The organism is Catenibacterium sp. GCM10023432 (genome assembly GCF_042651925.1).
Lineage (GTDB): Bacteria > Bacillota_I > Bacilli_A > Erysipelotrichales > Coprobacillaceae > Catenibacterium > Catenibacterium mitsuoka.
The window spans coordinates 1-22,395 of the sequence record NZ_JBHSEB010000004.1; the positions used below are offsets into that span (position 1 = coordinate 1).

27 protein-coding genes are annotated in these 22,395 nt (G+C 31.2%); 1 reads left to right on the forward strand and 26 read right to left on the reverse strand.

Annotation, left to right across the window (positions count from 1 at the left end):
• Positions 1–129: 129 nt before the first annotated feature.
• The 10 genes from ACFOZZ_RS01445 to ACFOZZ_RS01490 form a co-directional block, all read right to left on the reverse strand.
• Complete coding sequence (locus ACFOZZ_RS01445; protein ID WP_279068422.1) at positions 130–453, reverse strand: hypothetical protein; 324 nt, start codon at positions 451–453, stop codon at positions 130–132.
• Positions 450–944, reverse strand: a complete 495-nt coding sequence (locus tag ACFOZZ_RS01450; RefSeq protein ID WP_055233371.1) for a methylated-DNA--[protein]-cysteine S-methyltransferase — start codon at positions 942–944, stop codon at positions 450–452. The genes ACFOZZ_RS01445 and ACFOZZ_RS01450 overlap by 4 nt, the downstream gene beginning before the upstream one ends.
• A gap of 52 nt (positions 945–996) precedes the next feature.
• Positions 997–1,362: a family 1 glycosylhydrolase gene (locus tag ACFOZZ_RS01455; protein WP_376814595.1), complete on the reverse strand. Its 366-nt coding sequence runs from the start codon at positions 1,360–1,362 to the stop codon at positions 997–999.
• Between the two features lie 49 nt (positions 1,363–1,411).
• Positions 1,412–2,278: an N-acetylglucosamine kinase gene (locus ACFOZZ_RS01460; RefSeq protein WP_376814538.1), complete on the reverse strand. Its 867-nt coding sequence runs from the start codon at positions 2,276–2,278 to the stop codon at positions 1,412–1,414.
• 127 nt (positions 2,279–2,405) lie between these two features.
• The gene (locus ACFOZZ_RS01465) at positions 2,406–2,549 is read right to left on the reverse strand and encodes a hypothetical protein (RefSeq protein WP_376814539.1); all 144 of its coding nucleotides are present in this window, start codon (positions 2,547–2,549) and stop codon (positions 2,406–2,408) included.
• A 13-nt stretch (positions 2,550–2,562) separates the two neighbouring features.
• Entirely contained in the window at positions 2,563–3,462 is a 900-nt protein-coding gene (murQ, locus tag ACFOZZ_RS01470) for an N-acetylmuramic acid 6-phosphate etherase (protein ID WP_279078849.1), read from the reverse strand.
• Positions 3,463–3,543: 81 nt separating this feature from the next.
• Complete coding sequence (locus ACFOZZ_RS01475; protein WP_329967224.1) at positions 3,544–4,380, reverse strand: MurR/RpiR family transcriptional regulator; 837 nt, start codon at positions 4,378–4,380, stop codon at positions 3,544–3,546.
• Positions 4,381–4,521: 141 nt separating this feature from the next.
• On the reverse strand, positions 4,522–5,088 hold the full coding sequence (locus ACFOZZ_RS01480; protein ID WP_376814540.1) for an RpiB/LacA/LacB family sugar-phosphate isomerase: 567 nt from the start codon (positions 5,086–5,088) through the stop codon (positions 4,522–4,524).
• Between the two features lie 66 nt (positions 5,089–5,154).
• Positions 5,155–5,298 (reverse strand): hypothetical protein, encoded by a 144-nt coding sequence (locus tag ACFOZZ_RS01485; RefSeq protein ID WP_376814541.1) that lies wholly within the window; start codon positions 5,296–5,298, stop codon positions 5,155–5,157.
• A 643-nt stretch (positions 5,299–5,941) separates the two neighbouring features.
• Complete coding sequence (locus ACFOZZ_RS01490) at positions 5,942–6,544, reverse strand: hypothetical protein (protein ID WP_376814542.1); 603 nt, start codon at positions 6,542–6,544, stop codon at positions 5,942–5,944.
• A 130-nt stretch (positions 6,545–6,674) separates the two neighbouring features.
• Here ACFOZZ_RS01490 and ACFOZZ_RS01495 point away from each other — a divergent pair, with 130 nt between their 5' ends.
• Positions 6,675–7,241: a SprT-like domain-containing protein gene (locus ACFOZZ_RS01495; RefSeq protein WP_376814543.1), complete on the forward strand. Its 567-nt coding sequence runs from the start codon at positions 6,675–6,677 to the stop codon at positions 7,239–7,241.
• 135 nt (positions 7,242–7,376) lie between these two features.
• On the opposite strand, the gene ACFOZZ_RS01500 is transcribed toward ACFOZZ_RS01495, so the two are convergent.
• From ACFOZZ_RS01500 to ACFOZZ_RS01575, 16 genes are all read right to left on the reverse strand, one after another.
• Positions 7,377–8,690 carry a DUF4236 domain-containing protein gene (locus ACFOZZ_RS01500; RefSeq protein ID WP_376814544.1) on the reverse strand — a complete coding sequence of 438 codons (1,314 nt, stop codon included), beginning with the start codon at positions 8,688–8,690 and terminating at the stop codon, positions 7,377–7,379.
• A gap of 406 nt (positions 8,691–9,096) precedes the next feature.
• Positions 9,097–9,504: a hypothetical protein gene (locus ACFOZZ_RS01505; protein WP_055233381.1), complete on the reverse strand. Its 408-nt coding sequence runs from the start codon at positions 9,502–9,504 to the stop codon at positions 9,097–9,099.
• A 200-nt stretch (positions 9,505–9,704) separates the two neighbouring features.
• Positions 9,705–10,070: a hypothetical protein gene (locus ACFOZZ_RS01510; RefSeq protein WP_376814545.1), complete on the reverse strand. Its 366-nt coding sequence runs from the start codon at positions 10,068–10,070 to the stop codon at positions 9,705–9,707.
• A 240-nt stretch (positions 10,071–10,310) separates the two neighbouring features.
• Positions 10,311–10,898 carry a rhomboid family intramembrane serine protease gene (locus tag ACFOZZ_RS01515; RefSeq protein ID WP_329966622.1) on the reverse strand — a complete coding sequence of 196 codons (588 nt, stop codon included), beginning with the start codon at positions 10,896–10,898 and terminating at the stop codon, positions 10,311–10,313.
• A 56-nt stretch (positions 10,899–10,954) separates the two neighbouring features.
• Entirely contained in the window at positions 10,955–12,115 is a 1,161-nt protein-coding gene (locus ACFOZZ_RS01520) for a toxic anion resistance protein (RefSeq protein ID WP_215657841.1), read from the reverse strand.
• An 18-nt stretch (positions 12,116–12,133) separates the two neighbouring features.
• Positions 12,134–12,997, reverse strand: coding sequence for a toxic anion resistance protein (locus tag ACFOZZ_RS01525; RefSeq protein ID WP_055234570.1), 864 nt, complete (start codon positions 12,995–12,997; stop codon positions 12,134–12,136).
• 59 nt (positions 12,998–13,056) lie between these two features.
• On the reverse strand, positions 13,057–14,154 hold the full coding sequence (locus ACFOZZ_RS01530; protein WP_376814546.1) for a 5-bromo-4-chloroindolyl phosphate hydrolysis family protein: 1,098 nt from the start codon (positions 14,152–14,154) through the stop codon (positions 13,057–13,059).
• 22 nt (positions 14,155–14,176) lie between these two features.
• On the reverse strand, positions 14,177–14,755 hold the full coding sequence (hxsA3, locus tag ACFOZZ_RS01535; protein WP_376814547.1) for a His-Xaa-Ser repeat protein HxsA3: 579 nt from the start codon (positions 14,753–14,755) through the stop codon (positions 14,177–14,179).
• Positions 14,748–16,187, reverse strand: a complete 1,440-nt coding sequence (locus tag ACFOZZ_RS01540) for an MORN repeat-containing protein (protein WP_376814548.1) — start codon at positions 16,185–16,187, stop codon at positions 14,748–14,750. The genes hxsA3 and ACFOZZ_RS01540 overlap by 8 nt, the downstream gene beginning before the upstream one ends.
• 11 nt (positions 16,188–16,198) lie before the next feature.
• Positions 16,199–17,590 (reverse strand): His-Xaa-Ser system radical SAM maturase HxsB, encoded by a 1,392-nt coding sequence (gene hxsB, locus ACFOZZ_RS01545; RefSeq protein WP_376814549.1) that lies wholly within the window; start codon positions 17,588–17,590, stop codon positions 16,199–16,201.
• Positions 17,587–18,693, reverse strand: coding sequence for a His-Xaa-Ser system radical SAM maturase HxsC (hxsC, locus tag ACFOZZ_RS01550; RefSeq protein ID WP_376814550.1), 1,107 nt, complete (start codon positions 18,691–18,693; stop codon positions 17,587–17,589). The genes hxsB and hxsC overlap by 4 nt, the downstream gene beginning before the upstream one ends.
• Complete coding sequence (locus ACFOZZ_RS01555) at positions 18,690–19,715, reverse strand: prepilin peptidase (RefSeq protein WP_376814551.1); 1,026 nt, start codon at positions 19,713–19,715, stop codon at positions 18,690–18,692. Before ACFOZZ_RS01555 ends, hxsC begins: the two co-directional genes overlap by 4 nt.
• A complete protein-coding gene (locus ACFOZZ_RS01560; protein ID WP_055289723.1) occupies positions 19,712–19,915 on the reverse strand; it encodes an HxsD-like protein in 204 nt (67 codons plus the stop codon). The genes ACFOZZ_RS01555 and ACFOZZ_RS01560 overlap by 4 nt, the downstream gene beginning before the upstream one ends.
• On the reverse strand, positions 19,908–20,273 hold the full coding sequence (gene hxsD / locus ACFOZZ_RS01565) for a His-Xaa-Ser system protein HxsD (RefSeq protein ID WP_215657411.1): 366 nt from the start codon (positions 20,271–20,273) through the stop codon (positions 19,908–19,910). Before hxsD ends, ACFOZZ_RS01560 begins: the two co-directional genes overlap by 8 nt.
• 269 nt (positions 20,274–20,542) lie before the next feature.
• Entirely contained in the window at positions 20,543–21,199 is a 657-nt protein-coding gene (locus tag ACFOZZ_RS01570) for an RDD family protein (protein ID WP_055234422.1), read from the reverse strand.
• A 14-nt stretch (positions 21,200–21,213) separates the two neighbouring features.
• Entirely contained in the window at positions 21,214–22,395 is a 1,182-nt protein-coding gene (locus ACFOZZ_RS01575; RefSeq protein WP_278779890.1) for a MalY/PatB family protein, read from the reverse strand.

A 22,395-nucleotide genomic window follows, 5' to 3' on the forward strand; every position in this document is an offset into this window, starting at 1 on the left:
ATCCACGATTGAACAATTAAGGAGAGTTACTTTTTTTGTTTCCTCCTCGTCATTTCATATTGTCTAATAAACTGACCTACGCATCCTTCATCACACTACAAAAGAGAAGGATGTCTTTTTAGATTCAAATCAATCTAATGCATCTTCTGCAAACTTGATACTACTTGAAACATTATGTTTCTTATATTCATCTGGATATTTAATCATCAGATTCTTATATACCTCTATAACCTCCTTACTCTGTGTATTCTCTGCAAAATCATCAATAATTTCACTAATCCACCCGTACTCATCTGCAGTACATTCATTCTTTAGATATTCAATTGTTGATGGAATATCTTGACTTAATATTTCTATTTCTTTTTTCCAACATTGTTCAATTCCAAATGACCACTCATCAGACATTTCTGAACGTTCTCTTATTACTTCTCTGAACTTAACTACATCCATCATTTATTCCCTTCTAACTCTAATAACGCTTCTTTTCTATCTATACCACCTGCATAACCGGTTAAGCTTCCATTACTCCCTAACACTCTATGACAGGGTACTATAATACTTATTCTATTATGTCCTACTGCTCCTCCTACTGCCTGTGCAGAGAATCTTTTAACACCTCTTCTTTGTGCTAATATATTCGCTATTTCTCCATAAGTCATTGTATGGCCATACGAAATATCACAAAGAATTTCCCATACTTCCTTTTGGAAATCTGTACCTATTAAATGAAGAGGAAAATCAATAAGTGGCTGTTCTTTCTTAAAATAAAGATCAAGCCATCTCTTTACCTTTAAAATAAGTTCTGTTTCTTTTTCTTCATAAGGTTCTTTTAATCCTGCTGCATAATACTTCTGATTCTCAAACCATAAGCCATATACACCTATTTCATCTACCGCAATAAGTATATCTCCTAATGGTGATTGATAGTGTCCAATATAAGTCATATGAAATCCTCCATATGTCTATCATATCAAAAAAAAGACTCATAAGAGTCCCTTAATTGAATTGTTTATGTTTATTTTCAATAAAGTCATGATACCATTTAAAGCTATCTTTCTTATATCTCTTATAAGTACCCTGACCTAGATTATTAGCATCTACATAAACAACGCCATAACGTTTTTCCATTTCACAGCTTCCTGCAGAAACGATATCAATCACACCCCACATGATATAGCCAATAACATCTACACCATCATTAATCGCTTCATCTATAATATCCTGTGTGAGTAGTCTTGTAGATGTTGTCGCATCAGATTTTCTTTTTAAATAGGGTCTACAATCCTGTGTATCTAAGCCCTTACCGCCTTCTTTATAACCACCTTCATACTGGCTGCTAGCAGTGGCTCCACCCCATAATATATCTTTTGTTTTGCATAGTTGTCTTCTTCATTAAAAAAAACTAAGGTTTTCACCCTAGTTTTTTTGCAAACTTATAAGCACCATATTCCGGTGTATGGATAGGTGAAATAAGATTATCTATTGTTTCATTCAAAACAGGTAGAATATAGTGAGAAGCATGATCAAATACACCTCCAATATAAGAAATACGAGGTGTTGAATCATGTTCTTTTAAGAGTGTTTGTATGAGTGAACGAATTTCTAATGCTGCCTGTTTATATATTTCTATCGCATAAGGATCTCCCTGATTGGCAGCTAATCCATTGATATAAGCATAGGATGCAGTAGATGTACGATCAAGACTATTCATAAATGTGATGATATCATAATCAATATCTAGATGACATTCTTCCATAATCAAATCATAAAGAACTGTTTTTTCTAGTCTACCATCTATTTCTTTACAGAATGTATGAAACATCTTCTTCGCAATCCAATAAGCACTGCCTTCATCTCCTAATTGATAACCCCAGCCTCCACAACGTGTCAGCTTATTATTCTTAAGTGATAAGGCGATACTGCCTGTTCCTGCAATGACCACAATACCATCATGACCATCTAATGCACCTTCTATCGCAATTCTTACATCACTTTCTACGACAAAAGTTCTATCTTCAAATGCTTCTTTACATATGTATTCTATTTTATCTCTTAATTCTTTCTGTTGGCCATATCCTGCAAGTCCTGCACCAATAATGGCAGTATGATCAGGATCTAGCTGATTGACACCATCTCTTAATATTTCAATAGATTGATCTTGTAGCTGAGTGAGAACATGTACTGTAGGAAGGATTAATTCTTTTAAACGAGATCCGTTCTCATCAAAAAGAACCATCTTTGTTTTTGTACCTCCGCCATCTATACCTATATACAACATTTCTGTTACCTCTTAATTTTCAGATGTTTCGTTTGCCTTTTCTTCTTCTATTAATTCACAATCATACATCTTAAAGAATGGATAATACATAGTTACCATTATTAACACTATTTATATTGTGTGTTATTCATCCCATACCTAAAGGAGTGGGCTTTCCGCACAATTTTTTTAAAGCACTCTTGAAACCATACATAGGGATATCATAATCCGTCATACCAAAGACATTCTTGTTTTGTTTATTGTTTTGATTTTTTACAATGTACTTATTCATCTCATATCCTCCTCTATAGATTACTTTTTACAGTTTGACTGATATTTCCATTGTTTTTAAGAAGAGCTTCTTCACATTCTTTTTCATCTTTACCTGTTAAACCAGATAGAATCGCAATCTTTACATTGTAGTGACATTTAGTTAATAGTGCGATTGATTCTTCTTCAGAACAATCTAAAGATTGTGAGACAATGTTGACAGCTCTGATCTTAAGTTTTTCATTGGTAGGCTGTACATCAACCATAAGGTTTTTATAGACCTTTCCTCTTTTGATCATTACAGATGTAGAAAGCATATTTAAGACAAGTTTTTGTGCAGTACCAGCCTTCATTCTTGTAGAGCCAGTCACAACTTCTGCACCCGTAATTACTTCTATTGGATAGTGAGAGTATTTTGATATTTCCCCATTGTGAACACAACAGATAGAAACTGTTTGGCATCCTAGTGTGCGCGCATATTGAAGTCCGCCAATGACATAAGGTGTTCTGCCTGATGCTGCAATACCACATACAACATCTTTGTCTGTTAAGTGGATATTCTTTAAGTCCTCTATAGCGAGTTCCTGAGAATCTTCTGCACCTTCTATTGCAGTTGTGAGTGCGATGTTCCCACCGGCGATTAATCCTTGTACTAGACGAGGATCAACGCCATAAGTAGGAGGGCACTCTGATGCATCTAGTACACCTAATCTCCCTGATGTACCAGCACCAATATAAATCAGTCTGCCACCTTGACTCATCTGTTGATAGATACAGTCAACAGCATCTGAAATTTGCGGTAAGACGTCTTTTACAGCTAATGCAACCTTCTGATCTTCATTATTAATAGTAGTAAGAATATCTATCGTAGACATTTCATCTATATGTAATGAGTCAGGATTTGACTGTTCTGTATCTAAGTTATTTAAGTTCATTCTAGTTCCTCCCTTCCAATATCATTATAGACTTGTTGAAATATTATTTCCAAAACAAAAGACTCATAGTGAAATATGAGTCTACTTTTTGAGTATAGAGACATTGTCTTTAGAATCTATGAGATTCTTTTTATGTTCTTCAAAGTTCTTCTTAAATACACCATAGTACAATAAGTCAGTTATCACAAATGAAGAGATACGAGAAGAGATAGCACCAATACGTAGGGCTTTTTCTTCACTTGGTACTTTAAGTGAGTAGGTACTTAGTTTAGAGATTGGATTAGAGTTAATTTGTGTAATAGAAATAACTGGTATTTGTTTTTCATGTAACACTCTAGCAACATCTACTAAGCCTGTGGTAGAACCTGAGTAACTGATAATTAGTGCTGCATCATTTTGATCCATGCTTTGGGTGAAGGTCATCTGTACATGAAGATCAGCGTTATAGATTACCTTCTTACCTATACGCATGAGTTTTTGATAGATATCTAAACCAATAACAGATGAACCACCTACACCAAAGAGATAGATAGTAGATGCATTATTAAGTAAATCTATTGATTGTTCAAGGGTATCAATATTTATTAACTGATATGTTTTTAAGACTGTATTCATGTTTAATCTACAGCCTTTTTCTACTAATGTACTGATATTATCTTCTGGTTCAAAGATGAGATCTACTTCTTGTTGTTTTTCTTCTTTAGCTGATTGAGCTAGGTTCATCTTTAAATCACTGAAGCCTTTAAAACCTATTTTCTTTGAGAAACGGATAATAGCAGCTGCAGAGGTATTTGTCTTTTCACCTAGTGCTTGAGCAGAATCCTGTAAGATATCATTTTCTAATATATATTCAGCTATGAGCTTTTCTGTTGCAGTATAGCTATCATTGTATTCTTTTATTCTTAAATATGCGTTCATGGGATCACCTCCGATCACCCCTATTATAGCATATAGAAATAGTTGTTTTGTATATGAAAATATTCCCTAGAGAGGGGAGCTATTTTAAATAATCACAAGATAAACACTTAATTACATTAATCGTCATCTATCAAATTAAAATTATTGTGCATGTATTTTATGTTTTACTTTCTTAACCATATCCAAATCTAACTTATTCAAAAACATTTCAAAATCAATTTGTGATTTTGCTTTAATTTCTTTTAGTTTTTTAGCATCCGCAATCTTTCTTTTTGCTTCACTTTTAGGATATCCACCACCAAATGGTTCTGAAAATAATGCTTTGATTGTTTCCTCAAAATTCTTTTCACCTGTATATGTATACTCTTCCCCAAGAGGTAAAGATACTACATTTCCATTATTGATCTGTGCAAATAAATAGGCATCTTTCGCAGTTGGAACATACCCGCATAAAACACCAGGCATACTATTACAAGCAAGCATCATCCCTTGTCCTGAAGAACATCCAGTTACCACAAAATCAACTATATGACTGTTTATGAGCATCCCAATCAACAACGCAATCTCAACATAGGTAAAATTTTCATCTTCATCTACAAAACATCCAAAATTAATAACTTCTGCATCTTTTGCATATTTCTTTGTATATTCATAAAGCATCTCATTTTTTGATACTTGTGAACTTGCTTGTACAACCGCTATCTTCATTGTTACCTCCAGTAGTGTATCTATATTTTTAAGACTGTATTCACATTTAATCTACTTCTTGCATCTTTAGATCACTAAACCCTTAAAACCTGCTTTCTTTGAGAAACATATATTAGCTGTTGCAGAATCTTGTAGGATATAGTCAGCCATTAGCTTTTCTGTATAGGTATAGCTATCATTGTATTCTTCTATTATTAAGTATACATTCATAGGACTACCACCGATTACCCCTATTATAGCATATAGAAATACTTACTTTGTAAAGAAAAGAGCCTTTGTGTTTGAATAGTCAAATACAAAGGCTTTTTCAGGAGGTTGTCTAGTTATATGTAAATTTAATAATGGCACCTAGTCCTGACAATAGGACAATTGAGGGCATATATGATACAAATGTAGTAATCAAGTTTGAAACCGTACTCGCAATCCAAGGCCCAAACATAGGAATAATTAAATATATTAATAAAAACTGAATAACATGTTCCATAGGCTTATATACTAATCAATCCATTGATTGATTACCTTTCTTAATATTTTCTATTATGAGTTGTTTAATTAGACTGATAGAGATAAATCCTGCCTAAAGTGTTTCTAATAGATCTGTTACTTGGGTTAACCTTTATGACAAGTCATTATTTGAATGCACAATAGGCAGGTTATTTAAAAATTCTATGATTTGTTTTCCTTTTGAATCACCAACCTTCATTTATAATGTATGTCCTTTTATTTTTCCCTCTTTTTACACATTCTTTTTCAAATAATTGAATTCTATTAATCAAATATGAAAAAGAGGATAGATGGACTACAAATCATCCATACTATCCTCATATATAATTCCTACCATCTGTGATTTATTCTAATTTAAGTTTTCTTCGTCTACTCCCTCATATACTTTCATTAACTTATTATTGATACTCTCTTCATCTGACATCATTAAATGTTTAAATCTTTCTATAGACTCATCAAACATATTTGGATCATAAGTGATATGTTTACCCAAAAATAAATTACCAGCATTATAATAAGTATCAATCTTTAACAGAAGTGCGTGTTTAGTAATCATAATTTCATCCAAACAATGTTGCTGTACAATTTCGATAAGTTTAGTGTACAAACGTACCTTGAACAAATATTTAGACATTTTGTTTTTTCTAGAATTGTAATCATCACTCTTTCTAACAAACTCACGAGAAAATTTCATTATATATTTACTACGTTTGATATGATATTGATATGTTTTGTCATGATAGAGTTTGATGTTCTGACTAATATACTTATCAAACATACACTTGTGTTGCTTTGTATAATCTTCCATTCGTTGTGATCCATAGACTAATGCATGAGTGATTCCATGTAAACGTGTCAGAAATAAAGGGTGATTTAATCCTTTATATTTAATGCTATTCAATTCTTTAATTTCTTTTTTTGATTTAACTTTATCTAATGATTCATATTTCATTGTTATCACCGTCCTCACTTATAATGTATGTCCAGTTATTTTTCCTATTTTTGTCACATCTAAAACTCTATTCTTACTAAAACCGGGAAAAAAATACTCCCTTACATTATGAGTAAAGGAGATGATTAAAATGTCAAATAAAGTATGGGATGAAGAAAGAATTAGAGAAGAATTTAAAAAGCTAGATAGTATTACTGGACTACATGGGGCTGATTTACCTATCACATTTGGGAAAGCTAAACATACATTAGGATGTTTCTATATTGATACTATTAATAAAAAACCTAAAAAGTTTCATTTCTCATTGTTTTATTTTGGGAATCCTAAATGGTCTGAAGCATCTGCTTTAGATGTAATCAGGCATGAATATGCGCATTATATGGATTATATGTTTAATGGCAATTCAAGTCATGGTGCTTCATGGAAAGCGTGTTGTCGAAAGATTGGAGCATTACCTTCAAGGCTTTATAATCCAAAAGTAGAAGAGATTAATCTCCATATGGAGAATAAACAAAAGGAACTTGATACACAGATTGAATCTATTAAACAAGGAAGTATGGTTATTCACCCTACATATGGTATTGGTATTGTGAATAGTATTTCAGATGATAAAAGAAAACTATACATTAACTTCAACAATGAAATGAGATGTTTAAGTGCTCCATGGGTGACTGAACATTGTCAGATTATTAAGTAAGGACCTGGGAATTATTCCAGGTCCTTTATTATTAGAAGTCTATTTTATATTATAAAATGCTTTTTGCTTCATTTTGTACTTTATTTGATACTGTTATGCATAGTATCCAAAACTTATTAGTTTATTTACATATTCTTACTCAAATGGTTTTATCTCTCTTAATAAGCCTGTAGAAGTCATATTGGAACGATTCTCTACAGACATACAGAATTCAACAGGATTAATATTTGAGAATCTTTTATGTTCAAAATCACTTCTATTAAATCTAATAGAGTAAATATAACAATCAAAAATATCTCCTGTTTTTTTCTTTCTTTGTGTATATCCTGATATCTGTATTTTATTGATTACTGGAGAAATATTGAAAACATGACCACTAATATACATTGCAAGCCCAAACACTACCTGAGCATATTCATTCTTTAATTCGGCCTGTGTTTTCTTTTTTTCTTTAATATTACCAGAAGCATTTTTAACCATTACAGTAGCAGGCAAATCTTCTATTTCTGGTAAATCAACATCAAGATTGAATGCTTTATCATCATTATTCCATTCATAATTAATATTCATCTCAACAGGTAAATTAATACTAGAAACCCATTTGTCAAACATATTAAGTATATCTTCTTCGGAACCGTTCATCTTATTTATCAAAAGCATTTTTCTTTGTTCATATTCCTTTTGGAATTGAATATCTAGTTCTTGTTTCTTTTTATTCTCTTGCTCAATATGTAAATCATTTTCTTTATTCCATTGATTTAGTTTTTCATCAAATCTTTCTTGATAATGGTCCTCTACATACTGTTTTCTTTTTTTGCCAACAAATAAGAAGAAACCTTTTACAGTATCTTTAGCCTCTTCTTCTAATTCATGACGTACTAGTAATTCATTAGGTTTTTGTTTGCCGTATGCTGTTATCGTATATTTTTTAGGTTTAAGTCTCTCAATTTCTTTTTCAAACTGACTTCTACTTCTTACTGTAGGTGTTAACTTATAAATATTAATATATCTGTCTATTTCATCTTTTTGAGATTTTTTTACTATATCATCTATTCTTTTTTTACGCTGTATATCTAAAGATTCTACTTCTGCTTTGTACTCTGGTGTTGCTTTGATCCTTCTAATAAGAGAACTATTAGTTAATAACACGCCCCTATCATCATATATTTCTACTTTTCCTTTATCATCCATTCTTAATTGAAAATGGGCAATTGTATTGCTTGATGTATTAGTTGTAGTAGTTCTTCTTTTACGTGAATTGCTAGGTTGTTCAAGCTTAGTGTATGAAGAATAAGATAATCCAGTACCTGGAATACCTACAGTATTTCTAACACCGTGCTTATTGATATTAACAGAACATCCTCTTCCACCTAGTGATAAACTAGGACCTGATTTAGATAAATTCATTCTAACGCCTTTACATATTTTTATTGATTTTCTATATCTCATTCCCATTATGATTTCACCCCTAATTCTAATAACAATATATCTTATTATAACTTTTTTAATACAGTTATTCACATAAAAAAGATAATTCATTACTTAATGTTCTTATTTTCTAATCACCACACACATCACCAATATTTAACGTTAGTAGATTTCTGTTATTAATGCCTTTTCTATCATATAAAACAAAAAACCTCACAATAAATCATGAGGTATTTTATGCCACCAAAAAATTCAGGGTTCAACCTTTTAATACTAAAACACAGTATTTAGTCACTAGAAAACATAAACTAATTCTTATAAAGAATACAGGAATGTATCAAAATTAAACTGTTTATATCATTTTAATCAATACTTAAGAGGATTACCAGGATTCTATCTATTTCATTGGCCTTCTTACAGTCTTTTATTAATTATTCGATTTAAATTCTATATCTCCTTCAATTTTAAAGTATTCCACTTTACCATAAAATATACTTTTGCTTACCTCTATGTTTTTTAACTTATTTTCACTATACTCGCCTGACAACATATTATTCCAATATTTATCTATTTCTTCATCAGTCAAATTATCATCAAATACCTTTGAATACTTTATGAATTCTTCTTTAAGATCATCATTAGTCACGTTATTACGGGAATAACCTTGAACATAAACAGCCATTTCATCACCAATCATGTCTTTACCATATATCCATATTTCTAATTTATCGTTTGATATACCAACTATATCAGGTCTATCGTGTCCTCTTAGTGTTCTCATACTTACCATATCACTGGTAATATCTGGATCATTGATTTCGTTATATTTATTCAAAAAAGAGTCTCCCTTTTCGGAAAAGTGTTCCTATATGTATTTAGCTTAAACTAATATGAATATTTATTCATTTCATCACTTTTTATTCATTTCTCACTAAAACTAGGTGAATTTTTTATCATGTGAACACTTAGTGTTTGAGATGTGAATTTGAGAAAAGCCACACCAGATATGACTGATGTGGCTTTGGTTTTTATTTCTTATTTACCAAAAGTACTAGATGCAATCTCTATGTGACCTATTGATGTTCCATTTGATAACTCCTTTGTAGGACAGTATGTACAAGTTATAGAGCTATTTGTCTCATATCCTTCAATCATGTAATCTCCATCATTATTAGTGGTAAAATCAGCAATGGTCTTTTCTATTTCCTCATCAGTAGCACCTAATGTTTTTAAGCAATCAGTAAATACCGAATAGATTTCTTCCTCTGATAAACTGCCAAATGAATATGAAATGCAGAATGCTTCTGCGCCAGCATCTGTTGCATTTATCATTTCAAGATAACAATTATTTGCATATGCAAAGTACTTTGTGCGAATGTTTCCTTTGCTAATGTCTGTCATTTCATACCCTGCGATTTCTTGGAACTCTGAAATGAATTTATTTACTATTTCATCGTCAGCATAAATCAATTTTTCTTTTGCCTTTTCTTGACTCCAGAGGAATTATTTTCTGATGTATCTTTAATTGTACTTTTTGATTTATTTGTTGTGCCGCAACTTACTAATACCAAACAAAGAAGCAGTATTATTGTTTTTCTCATATTAACACTCCTATTCATTTCACTTTTACATTAAACATTACTATCTGTTAAATCCATATTTTGCTTTCACATTTAATCCATATCCAATGATTGCACCAACTATACCACCGACAATATGTGCCATATTTGAAATATTATTCTGAACCGCAATACCCTCATATACCTGTTGCCCGATAAAAATAGCTGCAACCAATATGAATGTGATTGGAATTTCACCTTCTCTAAAATCAGTAAATGAAGCAAGCATAATAAAGGCGAATACTACTCCACTTGCTCCACATAAACCTATATTCCAAAATAAGAAGTAGTTTATTAATCCAGTTACAACAGCAGTTATCAAAATCACTTCTAATATAGCTTTTGAACCATGTTTTTCTTCAAGCATTGGTCCAAGAAGCAATAAATATGATGCGTTACCAATAAAATGACTCCATCCAACATGACCAAATACATGTGTTACAAATCTAACATAAGTCATAGGATTCAAAAAAGAAGAGTGGTAAGTCATAAATAGCGTCTTTGTAATCTCACCATTAGAAGCAATTCCTAATAGTGTAGCAACAAAACAAATCGATACAAATGATAAAGTGACAGGTGCATTAAATCTTAGTTTTAGTCTTTTCCCCATATTCATTCAACCTTTCAAAAAAGGGAAGATATTCCAAATCCTCCCTGTTATCTTTATTAATTCTTTTCAGAACCAACTATAGCACTCTTTAATTCTTCTTCTAGTTTAACCAATTCTTCTTGTGCTTTAGCTCTTCGTGCAGCACCTTGTTCATGAATTGTAATCACTTCATTAATAGATGAAATCAAAGCATTATTGCATTGCTTTAAAGTATCAATATCGACAATTGAACTTTCAGATTGTTTTGCACTTTCAATAGTAGCCATTTTTAAAGTTTCAGCATTCTTTTTTAATAGTTCATTTGTTTTTTCTGAAAGTGCACCTTGTGCTTCTAATGCTCTGCTTGTATGTTCAATACCTAAAGAAAGTACAAGTTGGTTTCTCCAAAGAGGAATAGTATTAGCTAATGATGATTGAAGTTTATCCATCATCTCACGATCATTATTCTGAAGCATACGAACTTGAGGTGCTGACTGTAAAGAAATCACTCTAGTTATTTCTAGATCAGACAGCTTTTTCTCAAATCTGTGACACAAATCTTCAAAATCTCGATATGCTTGTACATCTTCCTGCTTATTTGTTTCTTCAGCAGTATTTTTTAATTCTACAAGTTTTGTACGTCTTGCTTTATCTAATGATTTTTTACCAGCAATAATATACATAGTTAATTCTTTATAATACTGATAGTTCAATTCATACATTTGCTGATACATAGAGATATCTTGTTCAAGCACATCTCTATGCTTCATCAAATCTTTTTCAATTCTATCAACATTACTTTCTGCCTTAGCATAATTCGCTTTGATAGAATCCACACTTCTTTTCGCTTTTTGGAATACTCCTAAAATACCTTTTTTATGAGGTTCTGTTGTTGCATTTAAAGCAACAGTAAGCTCCTTTAATGAATCGCCAACTTCACCTAAATCATATGTTTTTACTTTCTTTAATATACTTGTAGAAAACGCAGAAATATTAGTCTGAGCTTTCATCCCGTAATTAATAACCTGATTCACATTTCCAATATCAATTTCATTTGAAAACTTTTCTACCATTTGTTTTTCTTCATCAGAAAGCATACTTTCATCAAAAGTTCCTGCAGAATAAGTAGGTTCTTCCTCTTTTTTTACTACACTTTGCATTGTTGGAACAGAATCCAACAATGCATCATCAGGCTTTTGTTCAGCGTCTAATGTTAACTGTATCTTTTCTTCTTCCATAATAAAACCTCCAATATTTTATCTCAGAGATTTGTTCAACTCTAATCGAATATCGCCATCTCTTTTTTCAATTCTATCGAGTTCATCCAAAGCATTTTTTAATGATTCGTTCACCATTAATAATTCATCAATATCTAATTCTTTAGATTTACTTTTCTTCTGCTTGGAAATATAACCTTCTGCAGCCTTTACCATTCTTTGTTCTATTTCAATATTTTGGTTTACCTTCTCTACTCCTAGTAATAGAGTAATTTGATTTCTCCATATTGGAATAGTAGTAGAAACTGCCTCTACAATTCTATCTACCAACTGAGTATTATTCTCCAACATTAAGTTAATTTGAACTTTACTTTGCATAGCTACAGTATTTGAAATCTGCAAACTTTCAATTCTTTTAGAGAGCCTATTATACCAACTCTTTAAATCTTCAGAATCGTCATCATCTCGTTGATTTAAAAAGTTGTTGCCATATGCAATTACTTTATTCAAATTTGTTGAAGTAGTGTCTAATTGCTTCCCTAATTCTTCAAATATTTTAGATTCTTTAATAATTTGAGCTTCTTGTAATTTCAAAGAAAGTTCCATTTTATCAATATAGTAAAGTACATCATTGTATTCTCTCACTAAAGACCTTCTTTTCTTATCTTTATTTCCAAATAAGAATGTAGGCTTCTTTTTAATTGAATCCTGGAAAACATCTATTTGATTTGATATATCTTGAATAAGGTCTTCTAACTCATTGTTTTGAGTAAGTAATTGATTAGAAACCATTTTAGAAAATTCTCTTAAATGTTGTTGTGCATCACACCCAAAAATCAATATACTATCAGAATTTCCAACTAATAGTTGATCCTGTGTTGCTATATTAAAATCATCATCCAAATTGTTTCACCTCATCAATTCTTATCATTTCATAAGATTCTCTTGTTTCATAAGAATTTTTACATTGTGGAAATATCTGATGCTATATCAAGCTCTTTTGCTTGATAGAACTTATCTAATATACTATCAAAAGAAACTATAAGCTTATCAAAGGCTTCTGCAATATCTTTTTTAGATTTCTCCAAACTCTTTCCTTTCACTTCTTTTTCATCAATTTCAATATAAGAGTCAAGTAGTTTCTTTGTGGTAGGAAGATAATAATTCATAAACATTCCTAGTTTATCCGCATATTGTGGACTTAAATCTAATTCATAGAATATCATTGAGACTATTTTTTCCATCTTATCTAGTTTATCTGATATTTCTTTGTCTTTAATTATATCATTACTTTGATGAATCTTCTCAATATATTCTTGTCCTTGATCAAGAAGAGCTTGTATTTCTTCAGTACGTTCTCCCATTCTTAAACGTTCTTCCACTTTTTTCTTATAGTATCTATCATAAGATGCCTGCTGCTTTTTATATTTCTCGTACATTTCATTAGAAACAATAAATATTAAATTATCTGTTCCAAAATGTCCCTGTGGTATAAGTTTTAAGTCAATAGCCATATTTAGGTCTTTTATGACTTGAGCTATTGGTATTTTAGAATAGTCAGCTAAATCTCCAATTAATTCTATATCTTTATAACGAAGATCTTCATAATACAAATCATAACGTTTATAGAAATGAGATATGGAAACTGAATTTCTTACAACCAAAATGTTTAAGATAAAAATCACTACCGAAGCAATAATCCCTAAAATAGAAAGAATCATGAAATCTTTTGAATATATTAATGTGCCAATTAAAACAAATATAAAATATAAACATACAAGATTAATAAGTATTCCTATTGCACTTACAACCTTATCAATATATCTACGTTCATATTTGAAAACATATTCTCTTTCCGTAGTTTCTGTTGCTATTTTACTAATTTGTGCAGGCAATTGAGAAAATGAACCATTCAGAATACTTTTATTCAAAATATCAGTTGCTTTTTGTGATTCTTTCAAAAATTTGTCTTCAAAACTTATATCCTTTACTTCACTTACATTTTCTATAACTTCTGGTTCTCTATTCTTTTTTAGAAAGATTTTTTTTAATTTATCCATCAATTATCCCCCTTCCACACAATTACTTAATTTTCTCTGTTGCAGAAGGCTGATGTCTAATTTGAGCATCAACTTGAGCAGCTGAGCTTGAAGTTGGAACTGCAAGTGTCGGTATAGCACTTGATGCTGGTGTTCCGTTAGGAAGTTGTATAGTTTGATTAATACCTGCCAACTTAAATGTATCAGCATTTGCAGTTGCAGGTGCACTTTTTATAGTTGGTACTGAGGCAGCCGCAGAAGCAGCTGAATTTGAAGAAGAACCTCCAGCAAATGATCCAGAACCAGTATATGTTCCAGAAGTTCCATTACTGTGTGACGCGTGGTTTGAATGATTAGAGTGACTCGAATGACTTGAGTGACTTCTATGGCTGCTATGATTCGCATTGCCATGACTTCCACTAGATCCTGATTGATGTGAAGCATGTGATTTATGTGAGCCGTGTACTGCCTGAACAGCATCCATCTGCATCATACTTCCTAAAACAACAATCATTGTACCAAGCATTAATAGTTTATTACCTGGAATATTACCTTCTTCATCCTCTATAAGATCAGATATATTTTTTTTGAATTTTGGAAACATTTCTTCTACATTATTCATATTTTTTCACACACTTTCCATTCGACCAATCTGTCTTATAAGATGTTGTCGAATCAGTATAATAAGTACAGATTCCATCTGGACTGTTGTTTTTAAATGTACCTTCAAGTCTTTCACCTGTTGATTTAGAAGTATAATAGTAAGTACCTGATCCATTCATTTGATCATTAGACCAATCACCTTTATAAGATGATCCATTAGACCAATAATAGTTACCTGATCCTGATTTCTGACCATTATCTACTTTGCCACTATAGCTATCACCATTACTATATTTAATTTTTGCTTCACCTGTTAATTTGCCATTACTCATATCACCTTTATAAGTTGTACCATTATTTAATGATATATCTACACTTGTAGGTGTTCCTGAGGTTACTGAATACTCATAAGTTCCAGCATCATTTTTACAATAATAGTCACCATCAGAAAAAGTATTCATTTTAAAAGTTCCTTTTGCATAATTACCGTTAGAATACTTATATTCTCCAGAGCCTTCCATTTTATCTTCATGCCAATCACCATTATATTCATCACCTGAAGACCATTTATAAACACCTTTACCGCTTCTTTTTCCGTCTACAAATGCCCCAAAATAACTATCTCCATTAGTAAATACCATTGTTCCACTACCTGTTAATTTTGTTGAAGTACATGTTCCTTCATAACTTGATCCATCGGTAAACTTAATAATAGCTTTAGAAATTATACCATTACTATATGTGATATCATAATCACCTGTTTCATTTTTAAATGTGCATGTGCCTTTATAAAAATCATTTTCTGAAAATGTTCCTATATATGTAAAACCGTCGGGTGTAATGTATTTGCCTTTACCATGCATCATGTCATTTTTCCAATGACCATCATAAATCACACCATCTTTCCATTTAAAAACACCTGCGCCTTGTTTCTTTGAAGCTACAAGGTCCCCCTTATATGTCCCCTCTTTAGGTATATGAAGCGTTCCAAGACCTTCTAATCGGTTTTCTTTCCATGTGCCTTTATAATTCGCACCTGTTTTAAACGAAAACTGTCCTTTACCAGAAAAATAACCAAAATCAGTCTTCCCAGTATAGAGACCTTTTGTGAGTGTTATATGTCCAGTGGAACGCATTTCGTGTTCTCGAAGGACTCTACTCATTAAATTTTCAGAACTTATGTTAGATCCCAAAAGACATACAACAATCAATTCAGCAGCTAATAATAAACTTAATTTTTTTCTGTATTGTTTATTTCTATTTTTAATTGCTGCCTTATTTTCTTCTTTAGCAGTCATGACAATGTTATTACTGTTTTGCTCTTCATCATTAACTAATTCATCATTAATATCAATTGTATCATTATCCTCATTTTCTTCATCAATTATATCCACAGTGTTTTCATCACTGCTTTGATTGATTTCTTCTTGAGGTCGTTTCTCTTTTTTCATATGTATCCCTCTTAATCACACCAAGAATTTAATATATTAATCGTTTCTGTATCATTCTCATAGAATTTCAAAAATAAATAGTCTAATATTCCCTGATAAACTCTACACTTATATCCTCTTGGCTGTTTTTCTATAACATCACCATAAAGTGAATAATTCACAACTGGACATGTTCCACAATATGGCTGATAAACACAATCACAACAAGTAGGAATTGTTTCTAAAATACTTGATGCACATACAGTTTTACATGTTCCGTTATTTATTAAATCTTTATAGCTGCTTTCATATACATTTCCCAATTTAAACGTGCTTTGACCCATCTCATGTAACATTCTTCCTTCATCACAAGTAAAGATATTACCATCAGCATAATATGCTAACTGGCCTACACCTGCTCCACATGGAGATCTTAATTCCATGTAGTTCATAAAATAACCTTTAATTCTCTTTAAAAGAATTGACGCATGATTTTCTTTTATAAATCTTCCCTTTTTGTTAATTTCAATAATTTCACCTAATGCCTTTATATAGAACTCTACAAATTCTTCAGGAGTGTAACCTATATCCTCCCATCCCTTTGTCGCTTTACCTAGCGGCGTTAAAGGTCTAATAAAAATACAATCAAAACCTAAATCTACATATGCATGAACAATTTCTTTAGGATAGTTAAGAGAAAATCTAGTAGTTGTTTCTATTGCACCCACATTCAACCCATTTTCCCTTAATTTGTCTATTGAATTAATAACCTTTTTAAACGTAGGTTTTCCATCTGCATAAGGACGATTATGATTATGAACTAATTCATTACCATCTATTGATGTTGAAATATCAAATTTATACGATTTAAAAAAATCCAGTATTTCATCATTTAATAGTGTTAAATTGGTTACTACTGTATATGTTATGTCATGATCATCTTTATGCTTTTCTGTGTATTCTACAATATGTTTTATAATTTCAAAGTTAACAAGAGGTTCTCCACCCTGAAATTCAAAACATAATGATTTTTCTGGTGATTGCAATGCAATATCTACTGCTTTTTCAGCCATTTCTTTATCCATAACTAGATGTGAACAGCTTTCACCATTATTAGCCTGACAATAAATGCATGACATGTTACATATTGTTGTAACAACAAAGATATGTAACGCAGTTGCAACATTAACATGTCCTTTGATTCCCCTAAGTGCATATTGATTATTTGATGAAAACTCTAGTTCTGATTCATCATAAATCATTCTTTTTTCTATTAATTGTTTATATAACTCTGAATTTAGTTCTAATTTCAAAGAGAGTATCTTATGAAATTCTTCCTTACTAACAAATATATACTGCCCAAAATCATTTGTCATAAGAACTCTGTCACCAAATTCTTTAAAATTAAAGTAATTTAATTTCATACAATCGCTTTTAGTTCTCCCTTTTCCAATGACAGTGTTCCTGCAAAAACACCACCACATGATTTCTTCATTTCACATTCATCACATACTTCACCATATCTTACTTTATATGGTGAAATACTCTTCTTACACAATGTCCAAAATTCTTTACTCACTGAGCACAATGGGAAGTTGTATAACCTCACATCTATACCATTTTCTATTAATACTAAAGCTGCATCTTGTGCTAATCTGCCAGCTTCTTTATATGATATCCACACTTTGTCTTGATTAACTCTCGCACTTCCAGTCATTTCCATTGCCATAATACTAACATATTCTACTTCCGAAAACTCCTGAGAAATAAAAAGTGCTAAATCATGTAAATTTGAAGCATTCAACTTACTTACAACTATTCGTAATTCTACACGAATATTGGCTTTCAATAGTTTTTTTATTCCTTTAACTGTTTGTGCAAAACTTCCCTTTGACTGTGTAATCATATCATTTATTTGTGCATTAGAACCATGTATAGGAATAGCCACGATACTATTATCTGGTACTGTTTCAATAAATTTCTTCATAAACGAATCTACTGCAAAAATTCTACCATTTGTAAGAAATAAAAATTCAGTACATGTAAATTTATCATGTAAGTATTGAATGAATCTGAATATATCTCTTCCTATCATAAATGGTTCTCCACCTGTAATAGTGAGATGAGGCGTATCAGAAGGTATATGTTTTGCGATTTCTATAAGTTTATCAACATCTGAATTTTTCCCTTTCTGTCTAGATACATTGGGTGAAGGACACATAATACAATTAGAGTTGCATTTACCAGTTACAAAAAATGCATTATCTAATGATTCATCATCATAACAAGTTATTAATTTCCCATTTTCCCATAATTTAAAAACATCATAGTTATGTGCTGACTTGATTTTATCTATTATTTTTTCGTCTGTAGATATTATCACATCTTCTGGATACAATTTTAAACTATTATCATCCACATAAATAAAATCTAAGTCCTCTTTAAGCAAATTATCAAATGTATCCTGATCAAGAGCCAAAGATACTATTCTATGCGTTCCATTGTATTTTTCTAATTTAAAAATCATTTAATCACACCCCATATAACAAAATAACTTAAAAATCCACTAAATATAAAAATAGCAAATGGAATCTTACGTACAATTGTAATTGTTTCTATCTTTCTACTTTTAGACCATCTACAAATACTATTAACTTGTTCTTCTGTAAGTCTACTTTTTAAATCTTCTGTTGATACTGGTGGAAGTCCACGAACTCTTGAATTCTGCATCACCATAGAGGACATACTTGAAAGTATCATTCCTTTTTTTAAGTCCGCTATATTTATTTCTTCATATAATATTGTTCTTATAGTCATCTGAAAGATCAATAAAACTATTACCATAATGTAGTTTTCAGGATTAAAAGAAAAAGGTAAAAATCTAAAAAACAATCCAATTCCAATATTCAACAGATAAACACAGATAACTAATATCCACTTTTTTAATAGAACACTTTTACCAATAAACCATGCTAATGCCATACATATCGCCCTGATGATCCATTCATTTATATATATTCCCTGAATAGCGAGATAAATAAAAAAAAGATTAATTAAGCAGATATAACCTGAAGCAGATATAAAAGATTTGAAAAAAGATAATAAGTAACCTGTGATATAAGTCTTTGACAATTTAGTTTCCCCTTTGATTAAGGAGAACAGTGAAGATACTAATAGATAAATATAACCATAGAAAATACCTATGCAAAGAGCAAAAAATAATGTTGCCTTGCTTGTACCATACATTAAATAATTACTTGCAGGATATAGCAATGCCATAACTAAAGAAAGCTTACAGTCTCCACCTGCAAATGTATGTGTATAGAATAACGTCAAACTAATCAACGCAATGACTACAAAGTTCAATAAGAAAGATAAAAATAAATTTCTTGCAAAATAACCGTAATACACCGTATCCAAAATAAGACCCATTATCATAAATATTAATAATGTCTTGTTGTAAATACGTCCTTCTCTAGTATCAGTTATCGAAGCTAGAATACCAAGCACTATCAATAAGCTTATTAATAAAATTTCTACAATACTCATTTTAAATTCTCTGTATTAATTAGATAGTTTTCAAATTCTTTTATTGTAATATCAGGATCATATTTGCAGTCATCAAAGGTAAGTTCATAATATGAATCCTTTTTCGTGATTTTTATATCAGCAAATCCCCTATACGCTTCACAAGTTTCCCTTATGTTTGCATACGAATAGATATCAGTACTTAATAATAATTTAGTCATTAGAATCAAACCAATCCCTTAATATTTCATCTTCATTGTATTCTATTTCATCTTCTGTATCTAATTCTGCATTCTTTTCAGTTGAAGCAACTACACTCGTAGCCACTGCCCTCGCCAACATTAATTCGCGTATATTCTTAGTTTGTAGATATATTTCATGTCTAGCACTTTGTGCTAATATTTCATTCTCAAATTCTTTTTCAGAAACTTCTTGGTTTTCATTTTTAGATACTATAGATACATAATAATAATCTTTATCAGCATCTAAATGTAAATATGCTTTATCCGTAAAATTATAGGCAGCTTTAATAAGTGCCGTCTTCGAATAAAGTTCTTTACTGTATTTTAGTTGTCTCATTTTGTTTCCCCATTTTTATTTTTTAAATTACAGTCCGCATTTAGAAATGCTACTTTACTCATAAAATTTTTCCTTTATTTACATGAGTATCACACTTCAATATTACTCGTTTCTATAAAAATATCAACTCATGCAACACAAGAGGAAATGTTTTGAAGTGAAAAGTTTAATTCTACATTACCATTACTTCCCGTTGCTTTTTCCACTCGTCTTTTACATCTTCATACCTAGATGTAAAAAAAGATGGGTAAAAATGCCCATCTTGAGTCTTATGCGTGTTTATTTCTTTTTTTACGTCTTTCTTTTCTATTCTTAGGTACAGGTGCTTCTTCCTCTATACCTACTACTGTTGTTTTCGCAATATAGTCATGAATAGCTCTTCTAGAGCCTGTATTATAGACCATTACACCTGAGATAATAGTCAATACAGCACCAATAGCTGTTAAGTAATATTCAAAATAGATTCCTGTCGCAAGAGTCAACATCTGTCTTAAATAGCGGCTCACAATCATAGATACACTTTCAATAAGTAATAAGCCAACAATGTTTCTTAATACAAGTGTTTTGATATCTAGTGGCTGCCAGTCTAGTCTGACAATCTTTAATTTCATGATCTTCTTACCAAGTGTCTGACCTGGATACACTTTATATGGAATATATACAAAATAGATTACTGCCACTACTAAGCATAATAATCCTGCGACATAACCCCACCATTTAGGAAATCCTAAAGCGGCAAATACATATAAATCACTAAACATATCATCACGTTTAGTGACCATGCTGTAGATTGCGACGGCAGGTAATCCACAAAGGACACCTCCAATTACCCAGTCTAAAACATAGGCAAATACTCTAGAGGCAAAAGGGACTTTAGATGGCTTTCTATCTAGCCAGAATGTTAGTTTGTTCCATAAAATACGCATAAGACAATCTCCTTCTATTTATTATATAAGTAATCCATTGCTTTCTTGAATCGTTTTAATCCTTCTTCAATCTTAGAGCGAGGACAACCTAAGTTCATTCTTAAATACTTTGCACCATTTTCACCATAGATTTCACCTTTCATAATGGCGACTCCTCCCACATTCACAAGTGCATCCTGAATCTCATCAGAAGTGAATGGGACATCTCTTGCATCAATCCAGGCAAGATATGTGGCTTCTGGTCTTTGGAACTTGAAGTCTTTTAATTCATCTCTTATAAAGTTTTCTACGAGCTCCATATTTCCACGAATATATTCATTTAACTGATCAATATAGTCATCACATTCAGTATAACCAATCATAGTGGCATACATACCAAATATACTTGCTGAATTAAGAAAATCTCTTCTTCTTGTTACACCTAGGAATTCATCTCTAATCTTTTCATCAGGAATAATAACATAAGAACCTATGAGACCTGGTGTATTTAATGTTTTACTTGAAGAACTTGCTGTAAAGATATCTTTATATTCACCATAGTATTTCATTAATGGATGATGTTTCGCATCTTTAATTCTAATATCCATATGAATTTCGTCTGAAATGATCTTTACCTGATATTTCTTACAGATTTCAATCATACGATGCATTTCCTCATCACTCCATATTCTACCTGTTGGATTATGAGGTGAACAAAGAAGTAATAGAGTACTTTCCTGAGCCTGCTTTTCAAATACATCAAAATCAATCTTGAATGTACCCTCTTCCTTTATCAGATGATGTGAAACAAGTTCTCTATCATTTTCTTTAATCACACTAATAAAAGAATCATACATAGGGTTCATAGTCAATACCTTGTCATGAGGTTGACTTAATAAGCGAATGAGTAATGACACAGAATACATCACAGATGGGCTATAAAGAATCCAGTCTTCTTCCATATCTGTATCAAATCTTCTTTTAAAATAAGTAGTAATAGAAGATTTGAAATCATGATGATTCCATCTTGTATAACCATAAATCTGATGATCTGCTACTTCATGAATCTTTTTTGTGATTGGTTTAGGAATAATAAAATCTGTATCAGAAATAGAGAATGGTATTAAATCCTTCTTATTAAAACGGTCTTCAATATAATCCCATTGTGTACAATAAGTACCTAAACGATTATGTACTTCATCAAAATCATAATGCAT